Raw genomic sequence first — 18,307 nt, 5'->3', positions numbered from 1 at the left:
ATTTTTAACAACCCCCCTATAATATCTTCAACTTATGACCTTCAAGTTATACATGCACAAATTATTACGCAGTATTTTAATCAAAATACTACGCAGTTATCTAGAATTTGCCTTGAAGACTACGCGTTGGCAGTTGGATATACCTGCAGCAACAAAACCATTTTTAACATGTGAACACAATCAACCTGCACTGATTATTTTTTGGCATGAAACGATATTGCTTAGCCCACAATTATGGTGGTGGGCTTTGCTAAAAAATCCAAATTTACAAATCTATGCTTTAATTAGCCGCAACCGTGACGGGCGTTTGATTATGGACGTCGTGAAACCTTGGAAAGTTCGCGTAATACAAGGATCAAGTAACAAAGGAAATATAGATAAAGGAGGGGCAGCAGCCTTTCGAGAATTGCTTAAACATACACGCGATGGGCATTTGGTCGCTATAACACCAGACGGTCCTAGAGGACCTAAACACACCATTCATTCAGGTCTATTAAAATTAGCATTACTATCCAAACGACGTATTGTACCTGTAGGTGCTTACTGCCGCGCCATAAGAGTTAATTCATGGGATAAAATGATTTTGCCTTTACCCTTTGGAAGGGGTTATATTGTTTATGCTGATCCTATTGAAGTAACTAAAGAAAATTACGAGCACATTAAAAATTGTATCACTTCTTCTCTTAATGAAGTCACTCAAAAAGCCCAATCGTTGTATCTGGGAAAAACACCTTGAAAAACCCGTTTTTCATTACCCTTTGGATCTTGATTACTCGTTTCTTAGCGCCCTTTTTATGGGTCTATCTTATAGTTCGAGCTTACAAAGGCAAAGAAATAAATTCACGCCTTAAGGAACGGTTGGGATTTGCTTCGTTGGCCAGACCTGCTGGCCATTTAATACATTTTCACGCGGCTAGTGTTGGTGAAGTAAACTCTATCTTTCCTTTACTTATTACGATGAGTAAGCAAGATTCCAAGATTGTTTTTCTAATAACAACTGGAACTGTAAATTCATTTTCTGTACTCCAACAATTTTTGGCTTTTCATAAGGAACTTTCTTCAAGAATCGTGCATCAATTTATACCTCTAGATGTCCCCAATTGGACCCACCGTTTTGTCAAAAATTGGCATCCAGAATTAAGTATTCTTGTCGAAAGTGAGCTATGGCCCAATCTTGTCAAACAATTGCATCGAGCAAAAGTACCCCTAGCGCTAGTTAATGCTCGACTTTCCGATCATTCTTTTTCAAGGTGGCAACATATTCCTAAAACAGCAAAATCATTGCTAGATTGTTTTAACTGGATTGCAGCCCGCTCTGATCACGATAAAAACAATTTAAAAAAATTAGGAGTAACTTCCCATTATTGGGGAGATTTAAAAGAAATAGCGCCTGAATTACCTTATTGTGAGGACGAACTTAACCGTATAAAAGAAAAATTAACGAATAAACCTATATGGTTGGCGGCATCCACTCATCCTGGAGAAGAAAATTTTATTACGCAAACACACAAAGAACTCAGAAAAACTTGGCCTAATTTAGTTACTCTTATTGTACCAAGACATCCTGAAAGAAGACACGAAATTATCGAAAAATGTGGTCCTATGGCGTTAAGAAGTCTACAACAATATCCAAATAAAAATGGGTTATGGCTAGTGGACACCTTAGGAGAGTTAGGGCTATTTTATCGTTTATGCCCCATTGTATGGTTAGGGAATAGCCTTGATGGTCTACCAAAAGGAGGGGGGCACAACCCTTTTGAACCCGCCAAACTCCACTGTGCTATCGCTACAGGATCCAAAATTGATAATTTTAAACAAGCATATTTCCAATTGGGAAAGGCGGTATCTATTATCAATGATTGCAGTGCCCTAACCCTGTGGGTAAATGATATGCTTAGCAATCCACAAAAAAGAGAAAATCAAGCCCGGCTTGCTTTTGAAATTGTATCGACCCAAAATCAATTTCTGGAAAAAATCAGCCGAACGCTTCTTACGATTAGAGCAAAACCTTCATGAAAGCACCGTCATTTTGGTACAAGAACCCACCCAACATCATAGCAAAAATTCTATTTCCTCTATCTTGCTTAACCTCTTGCATCACGCAATATAGAGTTTCAAAAACAAAACCGAAAGTCGAAGTGCCTGTAATTTGCTGTGGTAACCTAACGGTAGGGGGAACAGGAAAAACTATATTGGCTTTGGAAATCGGTTCCTTTTATAAAAATCAAGGAATACACATCGCCTTCTTAACCAGGGGCTATAAAAAAAAGAAAAAGCAACCAATACCTTTTAAAGTCAACTCTAACATTCATACCTTTAACGACGTTGGCGATGAGGCTTTATTACTGTCGCAAATTGGGGACACGTGGATAGGAAGCAATCGCTTTGACTCAGCTCAAAAAGCAATTCAACACGGTGCTGAGCTATTAATAATGGATGATGGGTTTCAAAATCCTACGCTTTACCAAGACTTACCTATTTTAATACTCGATGGTACGAGGGGCTTTGGGAATCAACTCTGTTTACCCGCAGGACCCTGTCGAGAAAAGCTTTGTCATGGGGTATTGCGTGCAAAAGTCTGTATTTGTATTGATAAAGATGAACAACAAATTTTACCGCTATTGCCCAGTTCACTCCCTGTTTTTCATGCAGCTTTAGAAATGGATGAAAAAATAAAACACTTTAAACATCAATCCGTTATTGCTTTTGCAGGAATTGGAAGACCAAAAAAATTTTTTCAAGCCCTTCGCGCTAATGGACTTACTCTTGCTCACAGCCTAAGCTTTCCTGACCATTATAACTATCGCAATAAAGATTTCAAAAAACTATTAACCCTTAAGAGACGTCTTGATCTTCCTTTAGTAACCACACCAAAAGATTACGTAAAACTGCCTGAAATACTTAAATCAAAAATTACAGCCTTAGACGTCCATTTGCGTTGGGACGACGATCGTGCTCTTACTAAGATAAATACCTTATTACAAAACGAAGGTTCATAAATTAATTAACAAAATAGTCCATTGCTTCGTCCAATCAAAAATACGGTAAACTATTTTTGGTTAATTGCCAAACTTTCCCAGGCTTTAAGGAAATGAATTGATTAATTGGCAACCATGAATTTCGTAATGCAGCATAAAGACGATGAACAGGAGCAGATACCTCTGCTTCGCTCAACAAAAATGTACCCAATGTATGCCCAAAGCTTGCAACGCACCACAATCTTGAAGGATTTTTACGGATTTTTCTGAGTTAATATTATAGGTGTGGAACAAAGAGTTTAAATGACACGATCCTATATTAATAATCGCTAAGTCCAACCCAGGATAAATGAATTTTATTTTTTTAAAAATAGAGCCATTATCGTAACCTGTGTCACCCACCTAATATACACTCTGTTAATTAGTAGAAAGAACAAACCCACCCCATAGAGCGTGATTGCAATAGTTTACACCTCTACCTGAACGGTGAAACGCTGGCCATAATGTAATTTTCAAACGATCTCCTAAAGCAAACTCTTCAAACCAATCCATGGATCGAACATTAATTTAGAAGAAATACTCTCTTTTTAAAATAGTATCATTCCTTAATGAAGTTAAGAAGATTGGATGATGCCGTTTAAATAATTTTCGTAAAGTGGAAAATCCATATGATCGTAATGGGTATGCGTAATTAATACTGCATCAATAGGCAGAAGCTTAGAAAAAGGAATACCTGGTGGACTAACTCTTTTTTTCTTTAAAAAAAAGAAAGGACCTATTCAAGTAGACCAAAGGAAATCAACTAAAATATTTTTTTCTTCGAGTTGTATCAAAACACTGGCATGTCCAACTATACTTACCTCAAACTCTGCCTCTTTTTCATTCGGATGGATGAATGAATGCTGCTTAAGGCATAAAACCAGACCACGACCTACTCGCTAGTTGAATTAACATGTTTAAACGATTAACTACGTTTAAACATCCTGTTTTATTTGAAGAACCAGGATTGAAAAATTGACAACCGTTAAAATAATCACTTTGAAGACTTTGATAACGAGTATGTTTCACAGTATGTCTTTAAAATGCTCTTTGAATATTATAAAGTAATTAGCTAGACCAAACTTTAAAAAGTTTTTATACACTCGTATACTATGTTAAATTTCAAGTTAAAAAAAACGCTATTTTCTTATCGGCATGGTTTGTATTTTATTGAATATGTTCTCGCTAAAATTTGTATTCATTTTTGTCGATTGCTCACACCTGAACAAGCTTCTAATCTTGGCGGCTGGATTTGTCGTACTATAGGTCCTTTTTTACCGCAATCAGAAATTGCTGATAAAAATTTACTTTTAGCTATGCCTGAGTTATCTGCTTGTGAACGCAAACTAATGATTAAAAAAATTTGGGAACATCTTGGCCGTATAGTGTGCGAATTTCCCCATATAAACCAACTGCAAGAAAACACCACAGAAGGCGCAGGATGGGAAATTATAGGTTCAAATTATTTAACTGAACACGCCAAAAAAAACGGAGCTGTACTATTTTTCTCTGGTCATATTGGCAATTGGGAAATGCTTCCGCCGGGCGTTGCACGTTACGGTATGCCTTTTTCTTCTTTTTTTCGCGCAGCGAGCAACCCCTATGTTAATCAATTAATCTTACACTTACGCTATGAAGCCATGGGGGGGGAAATTCCTATGTTTCCTAAAGGAGCAACAGGAGCCAGACAAGCCTTAAAACACGTTTTGCAAGGTAATCGGCTCGGTGTTTTAAGCGACCAAAAAATGAATGATGGGGTAGAACTCCAATTTTTTGGCCAACCTGCTATGACGTCGTCTGCAGTCGCCAGCCTTGCTCTTCGTCTCCAATGCCCTATTATACCTGGCTATGTTGAACGTTTAGGACCCGCGCGGTTACGTATTGTTGTTGAACCTCCTATTGACTACACGTCGTTTAATCAAAATAAGCCTGAAAATATCAGAAAATTAACCCAAGTGATCAACGATACTTTGGAAAAATGGATTAGAAAAAATCCTGAACAATGGTTATGGCTTCACAAGCGTTGGCCAAATAAATTTTATCACTAAGATACTGAATGAATTCAACATATTGAAAGCAAATATACCTTTGGATTGGTTTTTATTTTGTATATATAGCGCAAAATCACGTATACGCTATGAAAGAAAAGTGAAAATTACTTAAATATAATCAATAAAAATTTGACCGACACCATTTGTTTAAAAAAAAATCTTATAAATGATTTAATTAAAAGTTTGTGTATTACTACTGAGGAAAAGTAATTACACATAATTTTATTATGACGCATGATGGCTACGTCAGCAACTTACTTTACCTAAAACGCTCATGAATGATACTGATCTAATAGTGATCCGTACTTAACTTACATAAATAAGTAAGCCAGTTTATTTTTCCAAAATATATTTTTTTCTAACACCCGCTACGCGCTTTGATTTTATAGATTTTACCATCCTTCATATATTACAGACGATTCAAAAAGAACTTTTTCAAAGCCATAAGTGATCCTTACAATTAATTTTAAATAAATTTATTTAAAATTAAGCATACTATTCCATCATAGATAATTATTTTTAAAATAGCCGTGCAACGAACCAATCAAACGCACAGCTTGTAATATACATTATCCGTTAATGAGAAATTTTATTCTGTACATCTGACGAACTATTTACATTAACAGGAAGCATTTTCGCACCGCCTGTAGATTGTATTTGAAATATCTGTAAATCACGTTTTACATGTCCATCAGCTTTAAGAACAAATAAACCATCCACACCATCAAAACCATCTGCACGGGTTAAATTTTCTAGTGTATATCCACCTCTTTGATTTAAGAATTTAGCTAACGCTGCAGTATCATAGGCTAAATCGGATAATTGCTTAGGTGCCTGACCATAAGAAGCCATATACTGATTTACAAACCCTTGACGTTTATTTGGATCAGGTGCCGCATACCAAGCATTTTCTAATTTTTTAAGCTTGCCTGCAAACGCTGCCCAAAGGGCTGGCCCCATAATTTGAACTTGCTGAGAAGAAATTTTTGCTTCACTTAACGCCTCAATAACAGACTGCAATTGCAATCCTGTATCTGAAAGCAACAAAGCATCAAATGGAATGGAATCTTCACTGACTTTAGCTAACGTATCTGTTGGTTTATCAGCACGTTCAGTAGGAGCTAATTGATTCAAAAGATCATCATTGCTTGTATTTAAAGCAGAATTCTTATCCTCACCTGGTGTTTGTTGTGCATGGCGAGTTTCTTGAAGATTTACACGCCTATCGTATTCAGAAAGTATTTTTAATTTTTGCACGATATCTTCTTTTGTAGCATCGTGGTAAACAATATTAGGCTGCATCAAATTCAATTTTGAGCAAGCGTTGATGAGTCCATCAGCCATAGCGTGACCTAAGGCATTATCCGAGAAAAATCCTGCAAATTTGGTTTTACCATTTTGCTTTGCTAAGAGAACCATAGTCATCACTTGTTGTTCAGGTGTTAAACCAAAAACCCAAACCTTAGGACCCGCAACGTTCACATCACTGGTATAGGCAAGTAGCGGCACTTTCATAGAAACAACTGAAGCTGCTTCTGTGGTACTTTTAGCCGTTAGAGGACCCAAAATAATGGCGTCGCCAGACGCAAGCGCCCGACGTGCAGCCTCGATAGCTCCACCGACTTGTTGAGTATCTTGAACGTCTAGGGTAGGAGAGGGGGTATCCTTCAAAGCCAATTTTGCTGCATTAAGCATGTTTTGACCCAATGCACCATTTCTACCACTTAATGGTAACAACAAACCTATCTTTTGCTCTCCATTCGTTATAATTTTCTGGTTTTCTTCACCCGAAATAATAGGTGGGTGTGTTTCATTGGTGGTACGAGTTGAACAGGATGCCAAAATAAAAAGAAATAAGCAGATGTTGATAGTAAACCAATTTCTAGCTGTCACGCGATGACAAAAAATACTTCCGATTGAATATGTTCGCTTTTTAAACACCTCGACGCTCCTCAACATAAAACCTGGGCCTATTTGGTTACATTATAGATAACATGAAAGCCAAAAATTCGATATACTCAAATCAAAACACGGAGATTTAATGATAAATACAAAACCTCACTCCTCTATTGGAGAGCTTATCCTCATTTCTACGCCTATTGGTAATTTAAATGATTTTAGCCTTAGAGCTAAAGAAACGTTAAAAACTGTCGATTTATTACTGTGTGAAGATACACGAATTACAGCAAAACTTCTTTCAGCCTATAGCATAACATTAAAAATGGAAAGCCTTCATGAACATAATGAAAGTCAACGTATAAATCGGATTTTAATGGATTTAAAACAAGGAAAAAAAATTGCCTTGGTTTCTGATGCAGGGACACCTCTTTTATCTGATCCAGGGTATCGGTTGGTAAGAGCTGTTATTGAGAAAAATTATGACGTAACGGCAATACCTGGTCCAAATGCTGCCATTATGGCACTTACTTTATCGGGTCTACCACCTTACCCCTATATGTTTGTTGGCTTTCCTCCCACAAAATCTCAAGCAAGACAGACGGCCTTTGGATTGTTAAAAGGTGCAGAACATGTTGGATTACAAACAACATTTATTTGGCATGAAGCCCCACACCGTTTGACCGAGATGCTAGAAGATTTATCTATCGTTTTCGGAGAGGATAGACAAGCTGCCGTAGCAAGGGAACTCACTAAAAAATTTGAAGACGTCCAAAGGGGTACATTAAAAGAATTAAGCAATCATTATTCATCAAATCCTGCTCGAGGCGAACTCACGGTTTTACTTGGTCCAAATTTACAGCTCTCAGAATACAATGATGACGATCTTAAAAAACAAATTATGGATGCATTGACCATTATGTCCGTAAAAGATGCTTCTAACGCGATTGCCAAAGCCAACCATTTACCTAAAAAAATCGTTTATCAAAAAGCACTTGAATTGAGTAAACAATAAAAAAACCATTCCCTTTAATCGTTAAAATCTAATTTAAATATATTTTCTTTTATAGAAATATCAGGGTTAAGATCATATAAATCCACCTGCGTCTTGTGTCCCTGAGCATCCACGACCTGCCAAGCCTTCAAAAATAAAGGGGTTTGATTGAAAATTAATGTCAAATTACCCTCAGAAGGCGATAGGGTTCGAACGAGCGTAATCTGAAATAAACCACGATCATTTGTGCTAAAATTGGTTATAGTTACACTTCCTGTAAAACTCAACTGAGGGTTTAGAAGTAAACCTAAAGGATTTTGATCCAAAGGTATAGTGGTAGTTTGATCAACTTCACCATCATGAAAAACCATTTTACCATGATTAGCCACTAATACAATTTGGCTAGGTTTATTATACTCGAAACGAATACGACCAGGCCTTTTGATCCAAACCGTTCCTGTGCTGCTTCGGTTATCAAAAGCAATTTGTTGGAATCTAGCCCTAAGAGTGGTGAGTGCATTGATCCAATTCTGAGCTTGATTGACCCAGGCTTGCTCATCAGGTTTCAAAGGAAATGCACGAACAATCGAAGAACTTGCATTAGCAAAAGAAGCCGCAGAGTCTACATTCTGTGCCTTTGTCTTTTGAGAAAAAATGCAAAAACATGCTAGGCTTATTATTATAACTGTTTTCAAACCATATCTTAAATGCATACATCAAGTCTTTCGTTCATTTTTTACCAACGACTTCTTATCACGATTATCGATTAAAGGCTTGCCTGTAAAATTCTTCTACTTACTTCAAGAGTAATATTTTTTCTTTCTCCCAAAGCAGTCAGATGGTGTCTTCTTAATTGCTCAAGAACTTTTTCAACAACGTGGTCATCTTGCGTATAGTCCCTTAAATGTGTTTTTATGCCCAAACTTTCAAAGAATTCTCTCGTTTTTTCAATAGCCTGATCGATAATTGCATTTTCGTCAGACCCCTTTAATCCCCATACTCTCCGACCATATTGTAACAACTTGCTTTTTTTATCCTCTCGCATTTCATTTAGCAATGCTGGCAAAATAATGGCTAATGAGCGTCCGTGATCAATACCGTATAATATAGTTAATTCATGTCCAATCATATGCGTTGCCCAATCGGTAGGTACGCCCGTTGCAAGTAGGCCATTCAAAGCTAAGGTTGCAGCCCAAACAAAGTTCGCACGAGATTGATACTCTTCAGGATGCTTGAATGTTTCTGTACCCTCTTCAATTAATGTAAGCAATAACCCTTCGGCAAAACGATCCTGTACGCTAGCATGAATATCATACGTAATATACTGCTCTGTAACGTGTACAAAAGAATCAGCTAAACCATTTGCAATTTGATGCTTTGGTAACGTCATGGTTTTTGTGGGGTCAAGGATAGAAAAAATTGGATAAAGGAGTGGGTTGGCAATTCCTATCTTGTCCGCCGTTTCTCGACGAGAAATAACTGAGTTTTTATTCATTTCAGAACCTGTTGCCGGTAGCGTTGCCAAAAATCCAAATGGAATAACGTGTTGAATGTTTTTTCCCTTGCTTTCGACAATTTCCCAACAGTTCCCCGAATACATTACGGCCGCAGCAATAAATTTAGTCGCATCCATAACCGAACCACCGCCTACACCCAAAGCAAAATCAAACTTTCCTTCTTTTATCTTCTCGACCGCTTTCATGCAGGTTTCGAATATGGGATTGGGTTCAATTCCTTCAAAAATTTCGTACTGTCTAGGATTAAGCGCTTCTTCAACCTCGGTTAAGGTGCCATTTTTACGTACGCTTCCTCCACCAATAATAATTAAAACTTTTGCGGTCTCAGGAATTAAATCGTTCAGTCTTTTGATGGTATCTTTGCCGAAAACGATACGGGTTGGATTATAAAATTCAAAATTATTTAACGACATAACTCTATCCTTACAACAAACCAAAAAATTTTACACAGCCTGTATCATAGTACTTATTTCTTAAATTATTTTTGGTAACTAAGTAACGAATATTTTATTTGAACAATAAAAAATAAAAGTAATAAATGTCATAATTTCAACTACATAACACTAATTTTATATTAGATCACTTATTCACATCCAATGAAACTACAATAGGGTTAAAGTATGATTTAAAAAACGAACAGCGACATAACCAATTAATACATATACCTGAACTTAAATACGCGCTTCTTGAACAATGTGACTTAAGTCACCATTCCACGCTGTTTGATAACGATGCAGCCACTGCTCCGCCTGATTAGGTGCTCCATCCACAATTGCCTGTAACGGTGCAAGGTAGATTTGTTCGTCCTCGTTTTTTTCATTTAATTGTTTACGTTTTTGCAGTCCTTCTAGTGCGAGTTGAAGAATCTTTTTTCCAAACGCACGCAAATTTTCATTACCTAACTTTACAGACAACCCATTCTTGCATACTTGTGGCCTCAATTGTACATAAGCAGACCAAGGGTGTTGTTTGACCAAAGATTCAACTTCCAAAAGACAGTTGGGGTCGTAAAGCAATCCCGTCCAAAAAGCTGATAGCGCCATCATCATTTCAGGAGAGCCTGCGTCCGCACCTCTCATCTCTATATACTGTTTTAACCTTACATCGGGAAAAGCAACTGTGACATGATTTTTGAAATCACCCATTGTTGGTGCTTTATCCTTAATACCATCGGGAGGATTCCCTTTGAGCCAATCACGAAAAGAAGCACCCGCCACATCAATCATTTTGTCGCCACGCATGACAAAATACATTGGAACATCTAACAGCCATTCAACGTAATTTTCAAATCCAAAATCAGAAGCAAAGATACATTCTGGCATGCCACAACGCTGATTGTCCGTATCCGTCCATACAAAGGAGCGCATAGACTGATACTCACAAGGTTTACCTTCGTAAAAAGGTGAATTCGCAAAAAGAGCTGTGGCCAGAGGTTGCAAAGCTAAAGAAACACGCATTTTACGTGCCATATCTTCTTGAGATGCAAAATCTAAATTAACCTGTACTGTACAGGTTCTGGTCATCATGTCTAAGCCTAACTTCCCAACTTTAGGCATATAAGCTTTCATAATCTTATATCTTCTTTTAGGCATCCAAGGCATTTGTTCCCTTTTTGCAAAAGGATGAAATCCTAAAGGTGCAAAAGCTAAGTGCAAAGGGTCAACCACACTATGAATATCTTTAAAATGCGAAAGCATCTCCCGCTTAGTCTCATGTAAGTTGGCTACGGCTGCTCCGGATAACTCAAACTGACCTGCCGGTTCTAGTGAAATAGCCCCATAATCTGCAATCAATCCAATAAGGTTTTCTTCATCATAGACCCCTTGCCAATGAGGATGAAGGTCCTGCAGTTGTGACAAAATTTCTTTTATTCCATGAGGACTATAAGGCGGCGAAAGCAAATAATTTTCTCGATCGGGTATTAGATTAAAGCCAAATTTTTCATGTTCTGTCCCGATCCGCCATTCTTCGATCGGTTTACAGCCCAATGCCAAATAATCGGCTAATTGATTTAAAGAGGTAATCGGGGTTTGATCTTGATCAAGGGTACTGGTCATATAAACATCTATCTCAAATGAACAATGCGGGGACTGCAAAATTGCAAGACTTAGGCACTCACAAAAGGAAACCATCTTGCAAGCGAAACCACGACCGCGGTTTCAGCTTTTAAAATCAAGTTTCCTAAAGAAAAGGGGCGTATAAATGGGTAGAGTAGGAGTTTTTGAAGTTCATGGGGATCGAATCCTCCTTCAGGTCCAATCAATATGCCGTCATCAGCACAATAATTTTCGGAATTGCTATCTATATTATGTTGTTTGTCTTTAAAGCGTTCAACAGCAACCCACAACGTTTTGTTTCTAGGCCAATTTTCGCAAAATTTGGACAAAGACGCAAGAGGTTTTATTTCAGGGACACTTAAACGACCACTTTGCTCAGCGGCTTCAATAGCAATAGAACGAAATCTTTCTTCTTTAATGTAATGGCTGTTCGTTCTCAGCATTTGTATAGGTTGTATACACTGAACGCCAAGCTCCGTTGCCATCCGAATGGATATATCCATAGCGCTCTTTTTCAAAGGAGAAAGAACCAAAGTGGGCCCTTTAATTTTTAGCGGTTTTCTTATCTGGTATTTAACCTTAAAATTACTTTTATTTTTGGCCGTTTGATGAATGATGGCGGACCATTCACCATCCCTTTCGTTAAACAGCAAGACCTCATCCCCTGATTTTAATCTTAACACCACAAATAAATAGTGAAAAATTGCGGCAGACATCTCATTGTGCTCTCCAGACCCTAGGGGAGAATTAGTGTCTTGATCCCAAAAGATACGTGGCGTAAAAGACATTATGGATAACCCATTGCTAAAAAGTTGCTTTTTTAAAAAAAAATTCAGTATTGATAAATATAAAGTAAAGAATCTTAACTAAAATTGCAAAAGATACACCTTTAAATTTTCAGGTTATATTTTGAACCAACATCCCTCATTATCTGACATAAACATTAGCTCGACTTGGATACGTTATTTACCCTGCTCTTGGCAAGCCTACGCGTTGCTATGTCGTTTAGATAGGCCTATCGGCACGTGGCTGTTATTTTTGCCGAGCTTATGGGGTATTTTATTACCGCATTCTATTGCTGTTGTTGAGCGTACACGCCTCATCATTCTTTTTGCCCTTGGTAGTCTCATTATGCGTGGGGCGGGGTGTGTGATCAATGATCTCTGGGATCGTAACATTGATAAACAAGTGGCTCGAACCAAGCACAGACCTATTGCGAGTGGCGTTATCTCTTTTAAACACGCCCTCTTTTTTTTACTCTTTCTTTTAATTGTTGGTCTGCTAATTTTATTACAGCTTAACAAACTAGCCTGGATTTTAGGGGCTTTTTCTCTAATTTTGGTTGCTCTTTATCCTACTACTAAACGTTTTTTTATTTGGCCTCAGCTTATATTAGGATTTACTTTTGGTTTTGGTGCCCCTTTAGGGTACGCAGCAACAGCAGGATATTGCTCTTGGGCACAAGCAGCTTTGTATAGCGCAACTATATTCTGGCAAATTGGTTTCGACACAATTTATAGTTATCAAGATATAGAAGACGATCAACGGGTCGGCATACATTCAACCGCACGATGGGCTGGTCAATGGGGCAAAATTTTTGTAGGTGTACAGTTTTTTTTGTGTCTCTTATGCCTTTCGTTAACCCTTTATTTGAACAAATCAAACTATTGGACGTTGTTCGTCTTGTTTTTACCAGCGCTTCATTTCTTCTATCAAGTTTACCAACTGAATATTCATAATCCACAACATTGCCTCAAACTGTTTAAGTCTAATCGCAACGCTGGACTATTGATTGCTTTAGTTTTTTTAATCGGTGATTTACTGGATTAATTTAATGAAATAGCTTCAATTGTTTATAATTTTACAGAATTAAACAAGCCAGACTTTTATCTACTAAAACCTAACTGCAAAAAAATTCACGTAATTTTTAAGAGCATATAGAAAAAAACTAAAATACCTATATACCCAGCAGTTTTTACTGCCCGTCTTCATAAAATACGTTTTACTTTGTAGGCTATAAAACTGGATTTATGTATAAATTTTATTAAAACACTTTTGACTTTTTAAAATGATTTGCTGATTATGTCAAACAGCTGGGATTACATCCCAGCTGTTTAGTACTCGCTTTACTGGTCGAAATCAGAAATGCTCATATCCGCACGATGCCACCAACATTTTTCTGGAGGACGTTTGCAAGGAATAAAAGGCAAAGGATCTCCTGTAAATGTAACGGTATTCGTAGGCGTTTCCTTAATTGATATTTTATCACACTTGAGACCTATATTTTCAGAAGTAAGAAAACTATTTACTTTAACCATATAAAGACAGGCCATTAATTCAGTAGTTGGATCGCCTGGAGTAATCATCAAATGCGGAACACGTGCTGGCTCGTGCTCAACAAACCAATGAATAATTGGATCATTTTCAGCCAGCTGAAATGCATGATCAACCGAACGATCAATAAAACGATGCCACATTAATTTAGCATAATAAAAAGGAATAACGACGTTTTCACCTCCATCTAACGGTTGAGGATCAAGGGATCTTAAATAAACAGTTACTTCTTCATTATGACCATGAGGAGTCGCACAGATTCCATTCGCTCCATGTATCAATCGATGACCCATCGAATAACGACGTGTAAATACTAATTCTAGCACTTAATTTCCTTTTATTGCTTTGTACGTTTCCCAGCCCTGTTTTCTTAATTTACATGCTGGACATTGACCGCATCCAAAACCCCATTCATGGTATTGGCTACGCTCTCCCAAATAACAACTGTGTGTTTCTTTATTAATAAGTTCGACTAAGGATTGGCCACCTAGCTCCTCTGCCATCTTCCACTCATCCGCCTTACTTAACCACATTAACGGCGTATGCAACACAAAACGATTATTCATTCCCAAATTAATAGCGACTTGTAAAGCTTTCAACGTGTCGTCTCTGCAATCTGGATACCCTGAGTAATCCGTTTCACACATACCCCCAATAAGATGTTTTAAACAACGTCTATCGGCAACAATAGCAGCATACGTTAAAAATAACAGATTACGACCAGGTACAAACGTAGTGGGTAACCCTTGTTTATCCCATTCAATGGCTTTCTCTCTGGTTAATGCCGTTTCTGAAATTGACCCAAAATCTCCCAATTTCAAAAGATGATCGTTTCCTAAACGTTCTAACCATCTTGAATCAACTTCGCATATCTTTTGACGGACGACCGTTCGACACTGCAACTCAACAGAATGCCTTTGACCATAGTCAAACCCAATGGTCTCTACTTTTTCAAAATGTTGCAATGCCCATGCAAGACACGTCGCCGAATCTTGACCGCCAGAAAACAAAACCAAAGCCTTTTCAGAAGAAAAAAGCATAGCGCTTGACATTTAGACAATTCCAATCAATTTATGCGTTTGCAATGACAACTGCCATATAGGATAGTGTTGACAATAAGCAATTGCTAGCTGCAAATTCTTTTGTTTATAACAATTATCTTTAGGTTGTAAACGAAAATACGTAAAAGGTAACTGAGTGAAATCCTTTGGGTCCAGATCTTGTTGCGGAAAAACTAATTTTAATTCATCGCCTGAACGTTGAATCAGTTTGGCTCCTGCTTTTGGACTCACGCATATCCAATCAACGCCTTCAGGAACCTTAAAGGTACCGTTGGTCTCAAGCGCAATGTAAAAACCCTTTTGTTTCAAACATTGAATTAATGCATGATCAAGCTGTAATAACGGTTCACCTCCTGTAAAAACAACAAAACGATAACGCGTTTTTTGTTTTCCCCAGCACAATTCTATCGCTTCGGAAAGAGTCTGTTCATTTTCAAACCTACCCCCACCTAAACCATTTGTACCTACAAAATCGGTATCGCAAAATTTACAAAGAGATGTCGCACGATCTTTTTCTTGACCAGACCAAAGGTTACATCCAGAAAAACGACAAAACACAGCCGTACGACCGGCATGCATCCCTTCACCTTGCAACGTAAGGAATATTTCTTTAACTGCGTAACTCATTTAGTCGTTATCCAAATCTTTACATTTTTGTTTTGAAATAGACGGACACCCGTATCAATTTCAAAAAATTGTATGCACGTTTGATGATTTTTTTATTCGCCCTTAATAAAAAAAAATTAAAATATTAACGTCTGCTATCCAAAAACATATTTATTTTTAATAGAGTTCATACACTAAAAAAATTTAAAATGCAAAAAAACTAAGGAGATATTACTTTTGAAAAGTCATCGTCTAACTAGTTGTAATCTATTGATATTTTGACTTTCATCACTATATGGTTATAATATTCCTTACCTCTCTGACTTCTTTTCCTTCTATAAGAATTTAGTGATCTTATTCGGGTTTATACGATCAAAATATTGAATTGAGTAAGGTTTTTTGTAAATCACGGATATAGATAGATACCCTTAATTATATCTGTCCTGAATTAAACCCTCAGCAAAACTTATACAACAAAATTAAACTGCCATTAAAATTAATCTATTACAAAAAATAAACTGAGCTGGATTTGATGATAAACGTTTCTTGCATAAAGGAAATTAACATGAAAGACGATCAACTTAATAACCTTATGAATGCGTTTGAAGAAAAAGTTCATGTTGATTCCAATGGTGTTGAATTCTGGTATGCTCGCGATTTGCAAAAATTATTTGGTTATAAGCGCTGGGATGATTTTATGGTTTGCATAGAAAAAGCCCAAGAGGCTTGCCGCAATTATAACGAAAATCCTGAAAACTATTTTCAAGAAATTATTTTAAATAATAAAAAGAAAAAACAAAATAGCAAAGATATTAAACTTTCTCGCTATGCTGCTTATTTGGTTGCTCAAAACAGTAATCCAAAAAAACCAGCTATTGCCTTTGCTCATACTTATTTTGCTATTCAAACCCGCAGACACGAGCTTTACGAAAAAGCATTGAAGCAAAAAAGAGAAGAGGATCAAAAACGTCTTCAAACCCGTAATTTAATTAAAGCCCATCATAAGGAATTAGCTTCTGCTGCTCAACAATCAGGAATTCAAAATAATCAAGATTTTTCTACCTTTTACAACAAAGGGTATCTAGGGCTATATAACCACGATATTGCTTCGCTCAAGAAAAAAAGAAACCTTCCCGATAAAGAACCTTTATTGGATCATATGGGATATACAGAGTTGGCAGCCAATATTTTTCGTGTAACTCAAACGGAAGAAAAGCTACGGCGAGATAATCGTGTTTCAAAAAAACATGCTTTTCATACGCACTATGAGGTAGGAAAAAAAATAAGGCAGCTCATGTTGCAAATTAGTGGGGTTACCCCAGAAAATTTACCTCTAGCCCAAGATATTAAAGAGGTTGAAAGGCAATTGCCAGACGCCAAATTACAAACACTCATTCCCAGTAAAAAACAACGAATAGCAATTGACCTTCGCCATGATTTATGGAAATACGCCTTATTAATTATGGCGGCAAAACCTGCAGGCATCATCATGACGTCTGAATTAATCGAAGAATTGCCTCATTATATTGTTTCTCCTACAAGCAAAACGAACAGTTCAGCGGATCGTGGCGAAACGCGTTTTCCTCAACTTGTACGGAATCTAAAATCCAATCGAAAACATAAGAATAATTTTATTGCTCAAGGGTATGCTTATAATATCAAAAATGGTTTTCAAATTACTTTAAAAGGTTTAGAATTCGTTAAGGATTATTTTAAAGATAGAGAAGATTTGTAATTTTTAATTTTAATTTTTCATTATTTTTTGGAAACGATATATATATGATACACATATTTAATACTCATATAGTATATAAAACTTAAACCCATGGACGACATATTCTTAATACAACATTGTTCTGCTTTAAGTAATGGCGATGTTGAAATGTTGCCGAATAAGATTTTGACGATGGCAAATTATCCACAAACCGATACAATTTTTATAGCAAATAAATTTTATTCATGACTCTCCAAAAAAGATAGGTATGCCAACTAGATGGTTTCTTATTATCCTAAAGGCATCACCAAAAAAATGCAATTAGCGAAAAAAGACTGGTCAAGCAAAAAACAAAAAACAGAGAGTTAGATAGTTTGTTTTTCTAAAAAAATACACACTCTAAAAATAGGCATTCTTTGAATAAGGAGAGTTTTACGTATTCAAAATAAAACAGGGTACAGTTTCATTCCAGTTTGTTAGCGCAACCTAAAAATATAAATTGCCTGACCTAATATAAAATGTCATGAATTTTAATATAAAACTGCTAACAAATTAACAAATAGAGATTCGTCGATCGATACAATCACAAATTAATCAAGGCATAGCGATATAAAAACTCATAAATCATGTAGTACGTTTCTAAAACAAAGTTTCGGAACAAACAGGATAAAAGAGTATGACCTCAATTATTGATATAATTAAAACCATCTTCATAACAGTTCCAATAAATTTATTAGCTTATTATTTTTATTGGCAAAAAATAGGAACAAGTATCTCAAATAGGTGTAGGATATCTTCCAATTTAGGAGAAACTACAAAAATTAGTGAAATAACTTTAGTCAACAAAAAAGACAAATCGGAAGCGATACACGAAATCTATTTTGTTGTTGATCATACATACTATTCGTATGCCAAATTTGATACTCCCCTCATTTTGCCTGCGAAAGGTTCATGTGTAATATTTCCTGATGAAGTTACATTCTATACAAGAAATAATAAAAAAGTTGATATGTTCATACTATTCGACCTATTTTTAGACCCTGGGCTTATAATATACATA

At 36.6% G+C, this 18,307-nt stretch carries 20 protein-coding genes; 8 read left to right on the top strand and 12 right to left on the bottom strand.

The genetic code is table 11. The features are described 5' to 3' along the window. The first annotated feature begins 52 nt into the window (after positions 1 to 52). Genes AABE15_RS02815 through lpxK form a run of 3 tightly spaced genes read left to right on the top strand, consistent with a single transcriptional unit; the run spans position 53 to position 2,999 of the window. On the top strand, positions 53 to 736 hold the full coding sequence (locus AABE15_RS02815; protein ID WP_338329766.1) for a lysophospholipid acyltransferase family protein: 684 nt from the start codon (positions 53 to 55) through the stop codon (positions 734 to 736). Beyond that, complete coding sequence (locus tag AABE15_RS02810; protein WP_338329765.1) at positions 733 to 2,016, top strand: glycosyltransferase N-terminal domain-containing protein; 1,284 nt, start codon at positions 733 to 735, stop codon at positions 2,014 to 2,016. The genes AABE15_RS02815 and AABE15_RS02810 overlap by 4 nt, the downstream gene beginning before the upstream one ends. Further along, positions 2,013 to 2,999 (top strand): tetraacyldisaccharide 4'-kinase, encoded by a 987-nt coding sequence (gene lpxK, locus AABE15_RS02805; protein WP_338329764.1) that lies wholly within the window; start codon positions 2,013 to 2,015, stop codon positions 2,997 to 2,999. The genes AABE15_RS02810 and lpxK overlap by 4 nt, the downstream gene beginning before the upstream one ends. Positions 3,000 to 3,033: 34 nt before the next feature. Here lpxK and AABE15_RS02800 read toward each other — a convergent pair whose 3' ends face one another. The 4 genes from AABE15_RS02800 to AABE15_RS09230 form a co-directional block, all read right to left on the bottom strand. After that, on the bottom strand, positions 3,034 to 3,174 hold the full coding sequence (locus AABE15_RS02800; RefSeq protein ID WP_338329763.1) for a hypothetical protein: 141 nt from the start codon (positions 3,172 to 3,174) through the stop codon (positions 3,034 to 3,036). Then, positions 3,171 to 3,380, bottom strand: coding sequence for a hypothetical protein (locus AABE15_RS02795; RefSeq protein ID WP_338329762.1), 210 nt, complete (start codon positions 3,378 to 3,380; stop codon positions 3,171 to 3,173). Before AABE15_RS02795 ends, AABE15_RS02800 begins: the two co-directional genes overlap by 4 nt. Positions 3,381 to 3,395: 15 nt before the next feature. Continuing rightward, positions 3,396 to 3,530: a hypothetical protein gene (locus AABE15_RS02790; RefSeq protein ID WP_338329761.1), complete on the bottom strand. Its 135-nt coding sequence runs from the start codon at positions 3,528 to 3,530 to the stop codon at positions 3,396 to 3,398. Between the two features lie 62 nt (positions 3,531 to 3,592). Then, entirely contained in the window at positions 3,593 to 3,757 is a 165-nt protein-coding gene (locus AABE15_RS09230) for an MBL fold metallo-hydrolase (RefSeq protein WP_408870244.1), read from the bottom strand. A gap of 372 nt (positions 3,758 to 4,129) precedes the next feature. Between AABE15_RS09230 and AABE15_RS02785 the strand changes: the two genes are divergently transcribed. Further along, entirely contained in the window at positions 4,130 to 5,065 is a 936-nt protein-coding gene (locus AABE15_RS02785; RefSeq protein WP_338329760.1) for a lysophospholipid acyltransferase family protein, read from the top strand. Between the two features lie 579 nt (positions 5,066 to 5,644). Here the strand turns inward: AABE15_RS02785 and AABE15_RS02780 are convergent. Further along, positions 5,645 to 7,009: a penicillin-binding protein activator gene (locus tag AABE15_RS02780; RefSeq protein ID WP_338329759.1), complete on the bottom strand. Its 1,365-nt coding sequence runs from the start codon at positions 7,007 to 7,009 to the stop codon at positions 5,645 to 5,647. Between the two features lie 100 nt (positions 7,010 to 7,109). On the opposite strand from AABE15_RS02780, the gene rsmI reads away from it, so the two are divergent. After that, entirely contained in the window at positions 7,110 to 7,979 is an 870-nt protein-coding gene (rsmI, locus tag AABE15_RS02775; RefSeq protein WP_338329758.1) for a 16S rRNA (cytidine(1402)-2'-O)-methyltransferase, read from the top strand. A gap of 14 nt (positions 7,980 to 7,993) precedes the next feature. Here the strand turns inward: rsmI and AABE15_RS02770 are convergent, their stop codons facing one another. The 4 genes from AABE15_RS02770 to AABE15_RS02755 form a co-directional block, all read right to left on the bottom strand. After that, entirely contained in the window at positions 7,994 to 8,671 is a 678-nt protein-coding gene (locus AABE15_RS02770; protein ID WP_338329757.1) for an outer membrane lipoprotein carrier protein LolA, read from the bottom strand. A 53-nt stretch (positions 8,672 to 8,724) separates the two neighbouring features. Continuing rightward, positions 8,725 to 9,888, bottom strand: coding sequence for an iron-containing alcohol dehydrogenase (locus AABE15_RS02765; protein ID WP_338329756.1), 1,164 nt, complete (start codon positions 9,886 to 9,888; stop codon positions 8,725 to 8,727). A 258-nt stretch (positions 9,889 to 10,146) separates the two neighbouring features. Further along, the gene (locus AABE15_RS02760; RefSeq protein WP_338329755.1) at positions 10,147 to 11,532 is read right to left on the bottom strand and encodes a glutamate--cysteine ligase; all 1,386 of its coding nucleotides are present in this window, start codon (positions 11,530 to 11,532) and stop codon (positions 10,147 to 10,149) included. A 50-nt stretch (positions 11,533 to 11,582) separates the two neighbouring features. Further along, positions 11,583 to 12,320 carry an RsmE family RNA methyltransferase gene (locus tag AABE15_RS02755; protein WP_338329754.1) on the bottom strand — a complete coding sequence of 246 codons (738 nt, stop codon included), beginning with the start codon at positions 12,318 to 12,320 and terminating at the stop codon, positions 11,583 to 11,585. A gap of 121 nt (positions 12,321 to 12,441) precedes the next feature. Here AABE15_RS02755 and ubiA point away from each other — a divergent pair, with 121 nt between their 5' ends. Beyond that, positions 12,442 to 13,362: a 4-hydroxybenzoate octaprenyltransferase gene (gene ubiA / locus AABE15_RS02750; protein WP_338329753.1), complete on the top strand. Its 921-nt coding sequence runs from the start codon at positions 12,442 to 12,444 to the stop codon at positions 13,360 to 13,362. Between the two features lie 296 nt (positions 13,363 to 13,658). Here ubiA and AABE15_RS02745 read toward each other — a convergent pair whose 3' ends face one another. The 3 genes from AABE15_RS02745 to queE are packed head-to-tail and all read right to left on the bottom strand — an operon-like array spanning position 13,659 to position 15,554. Next, complete coding sequence (locus AABE15_RS02745) at positions 13,659 to 14,192, bottom strand: 6-carboxytetrahydropterin synthase (protein ID WP_338329752.1); 534 nt, start codon at positions 14,190 to 14,192, stop codon at positions 13,659 to 13,661. Next, on the bottom strand, positions 14,193 to 14,918 hold the full coding sequence (gene queC, locus AABE15_RS02740; RefSeq protein WP_338329751.1) for a 7-cyano-7-deazaguanine synthase QueC: 726 nt from the start codon (positions 14,916 to 14,918) through the stop codon (positions 14,193 to 14,195). It abuts the gene before it with no gap. Next, on the bottom strand, positions 14,919 to 15,554 hold the full coding sequence (queE, locus tag AABE15_RS02735; protein ID WP_338329750.1) for a 7-carboxy-7-deazaguanine synthase: 636 nt from the start codon (positions 15,552 to 15,554) through the stop codon (positions 14,919 to 14,921). A gap of 544 nt (positions 15,555 to 16,098) precedes the next feature. Between queE and dinD the strand changes: the two genes are divergently transcribed. Further along, positions 16,099 to 17,268 (top strand): DNA damage-inducible protein D, encoded by a 1,170-nt coding sequence (dinD, locus tag AABE15_RS02730; protein WP_338329749.1) that lies wholly within the window; start codon positions 16,099 to 16,101, stop codon positions 17,266 to 17,268. Between the two features lie 655 nt (positions 17,269 to 17,923). Continuing rightward, on the top strand, positions 17,924 to 18,307 hold a 384-nt coding region (locus tag AABE15_RS02725), incomplete at its 3' end, for a hypothetical protein (RefSeq protein ID WP_338329748.1).

The organism is Commensalibacter sp. Nvir, from assembly GCF_963921845.1.
In the GTDB taxonomy this organism is placed as follows: Bacteria; Pseudomonadota; Alphaproteobacteria; order Acetobacterales; family Acetobacteraceae; genus Commensalibacter.
The sequence above is the reverse complement of the archived record's forward strand: the minus strand, read 5'-3'. Positions and strand labels throughout refer to the sequence as shown.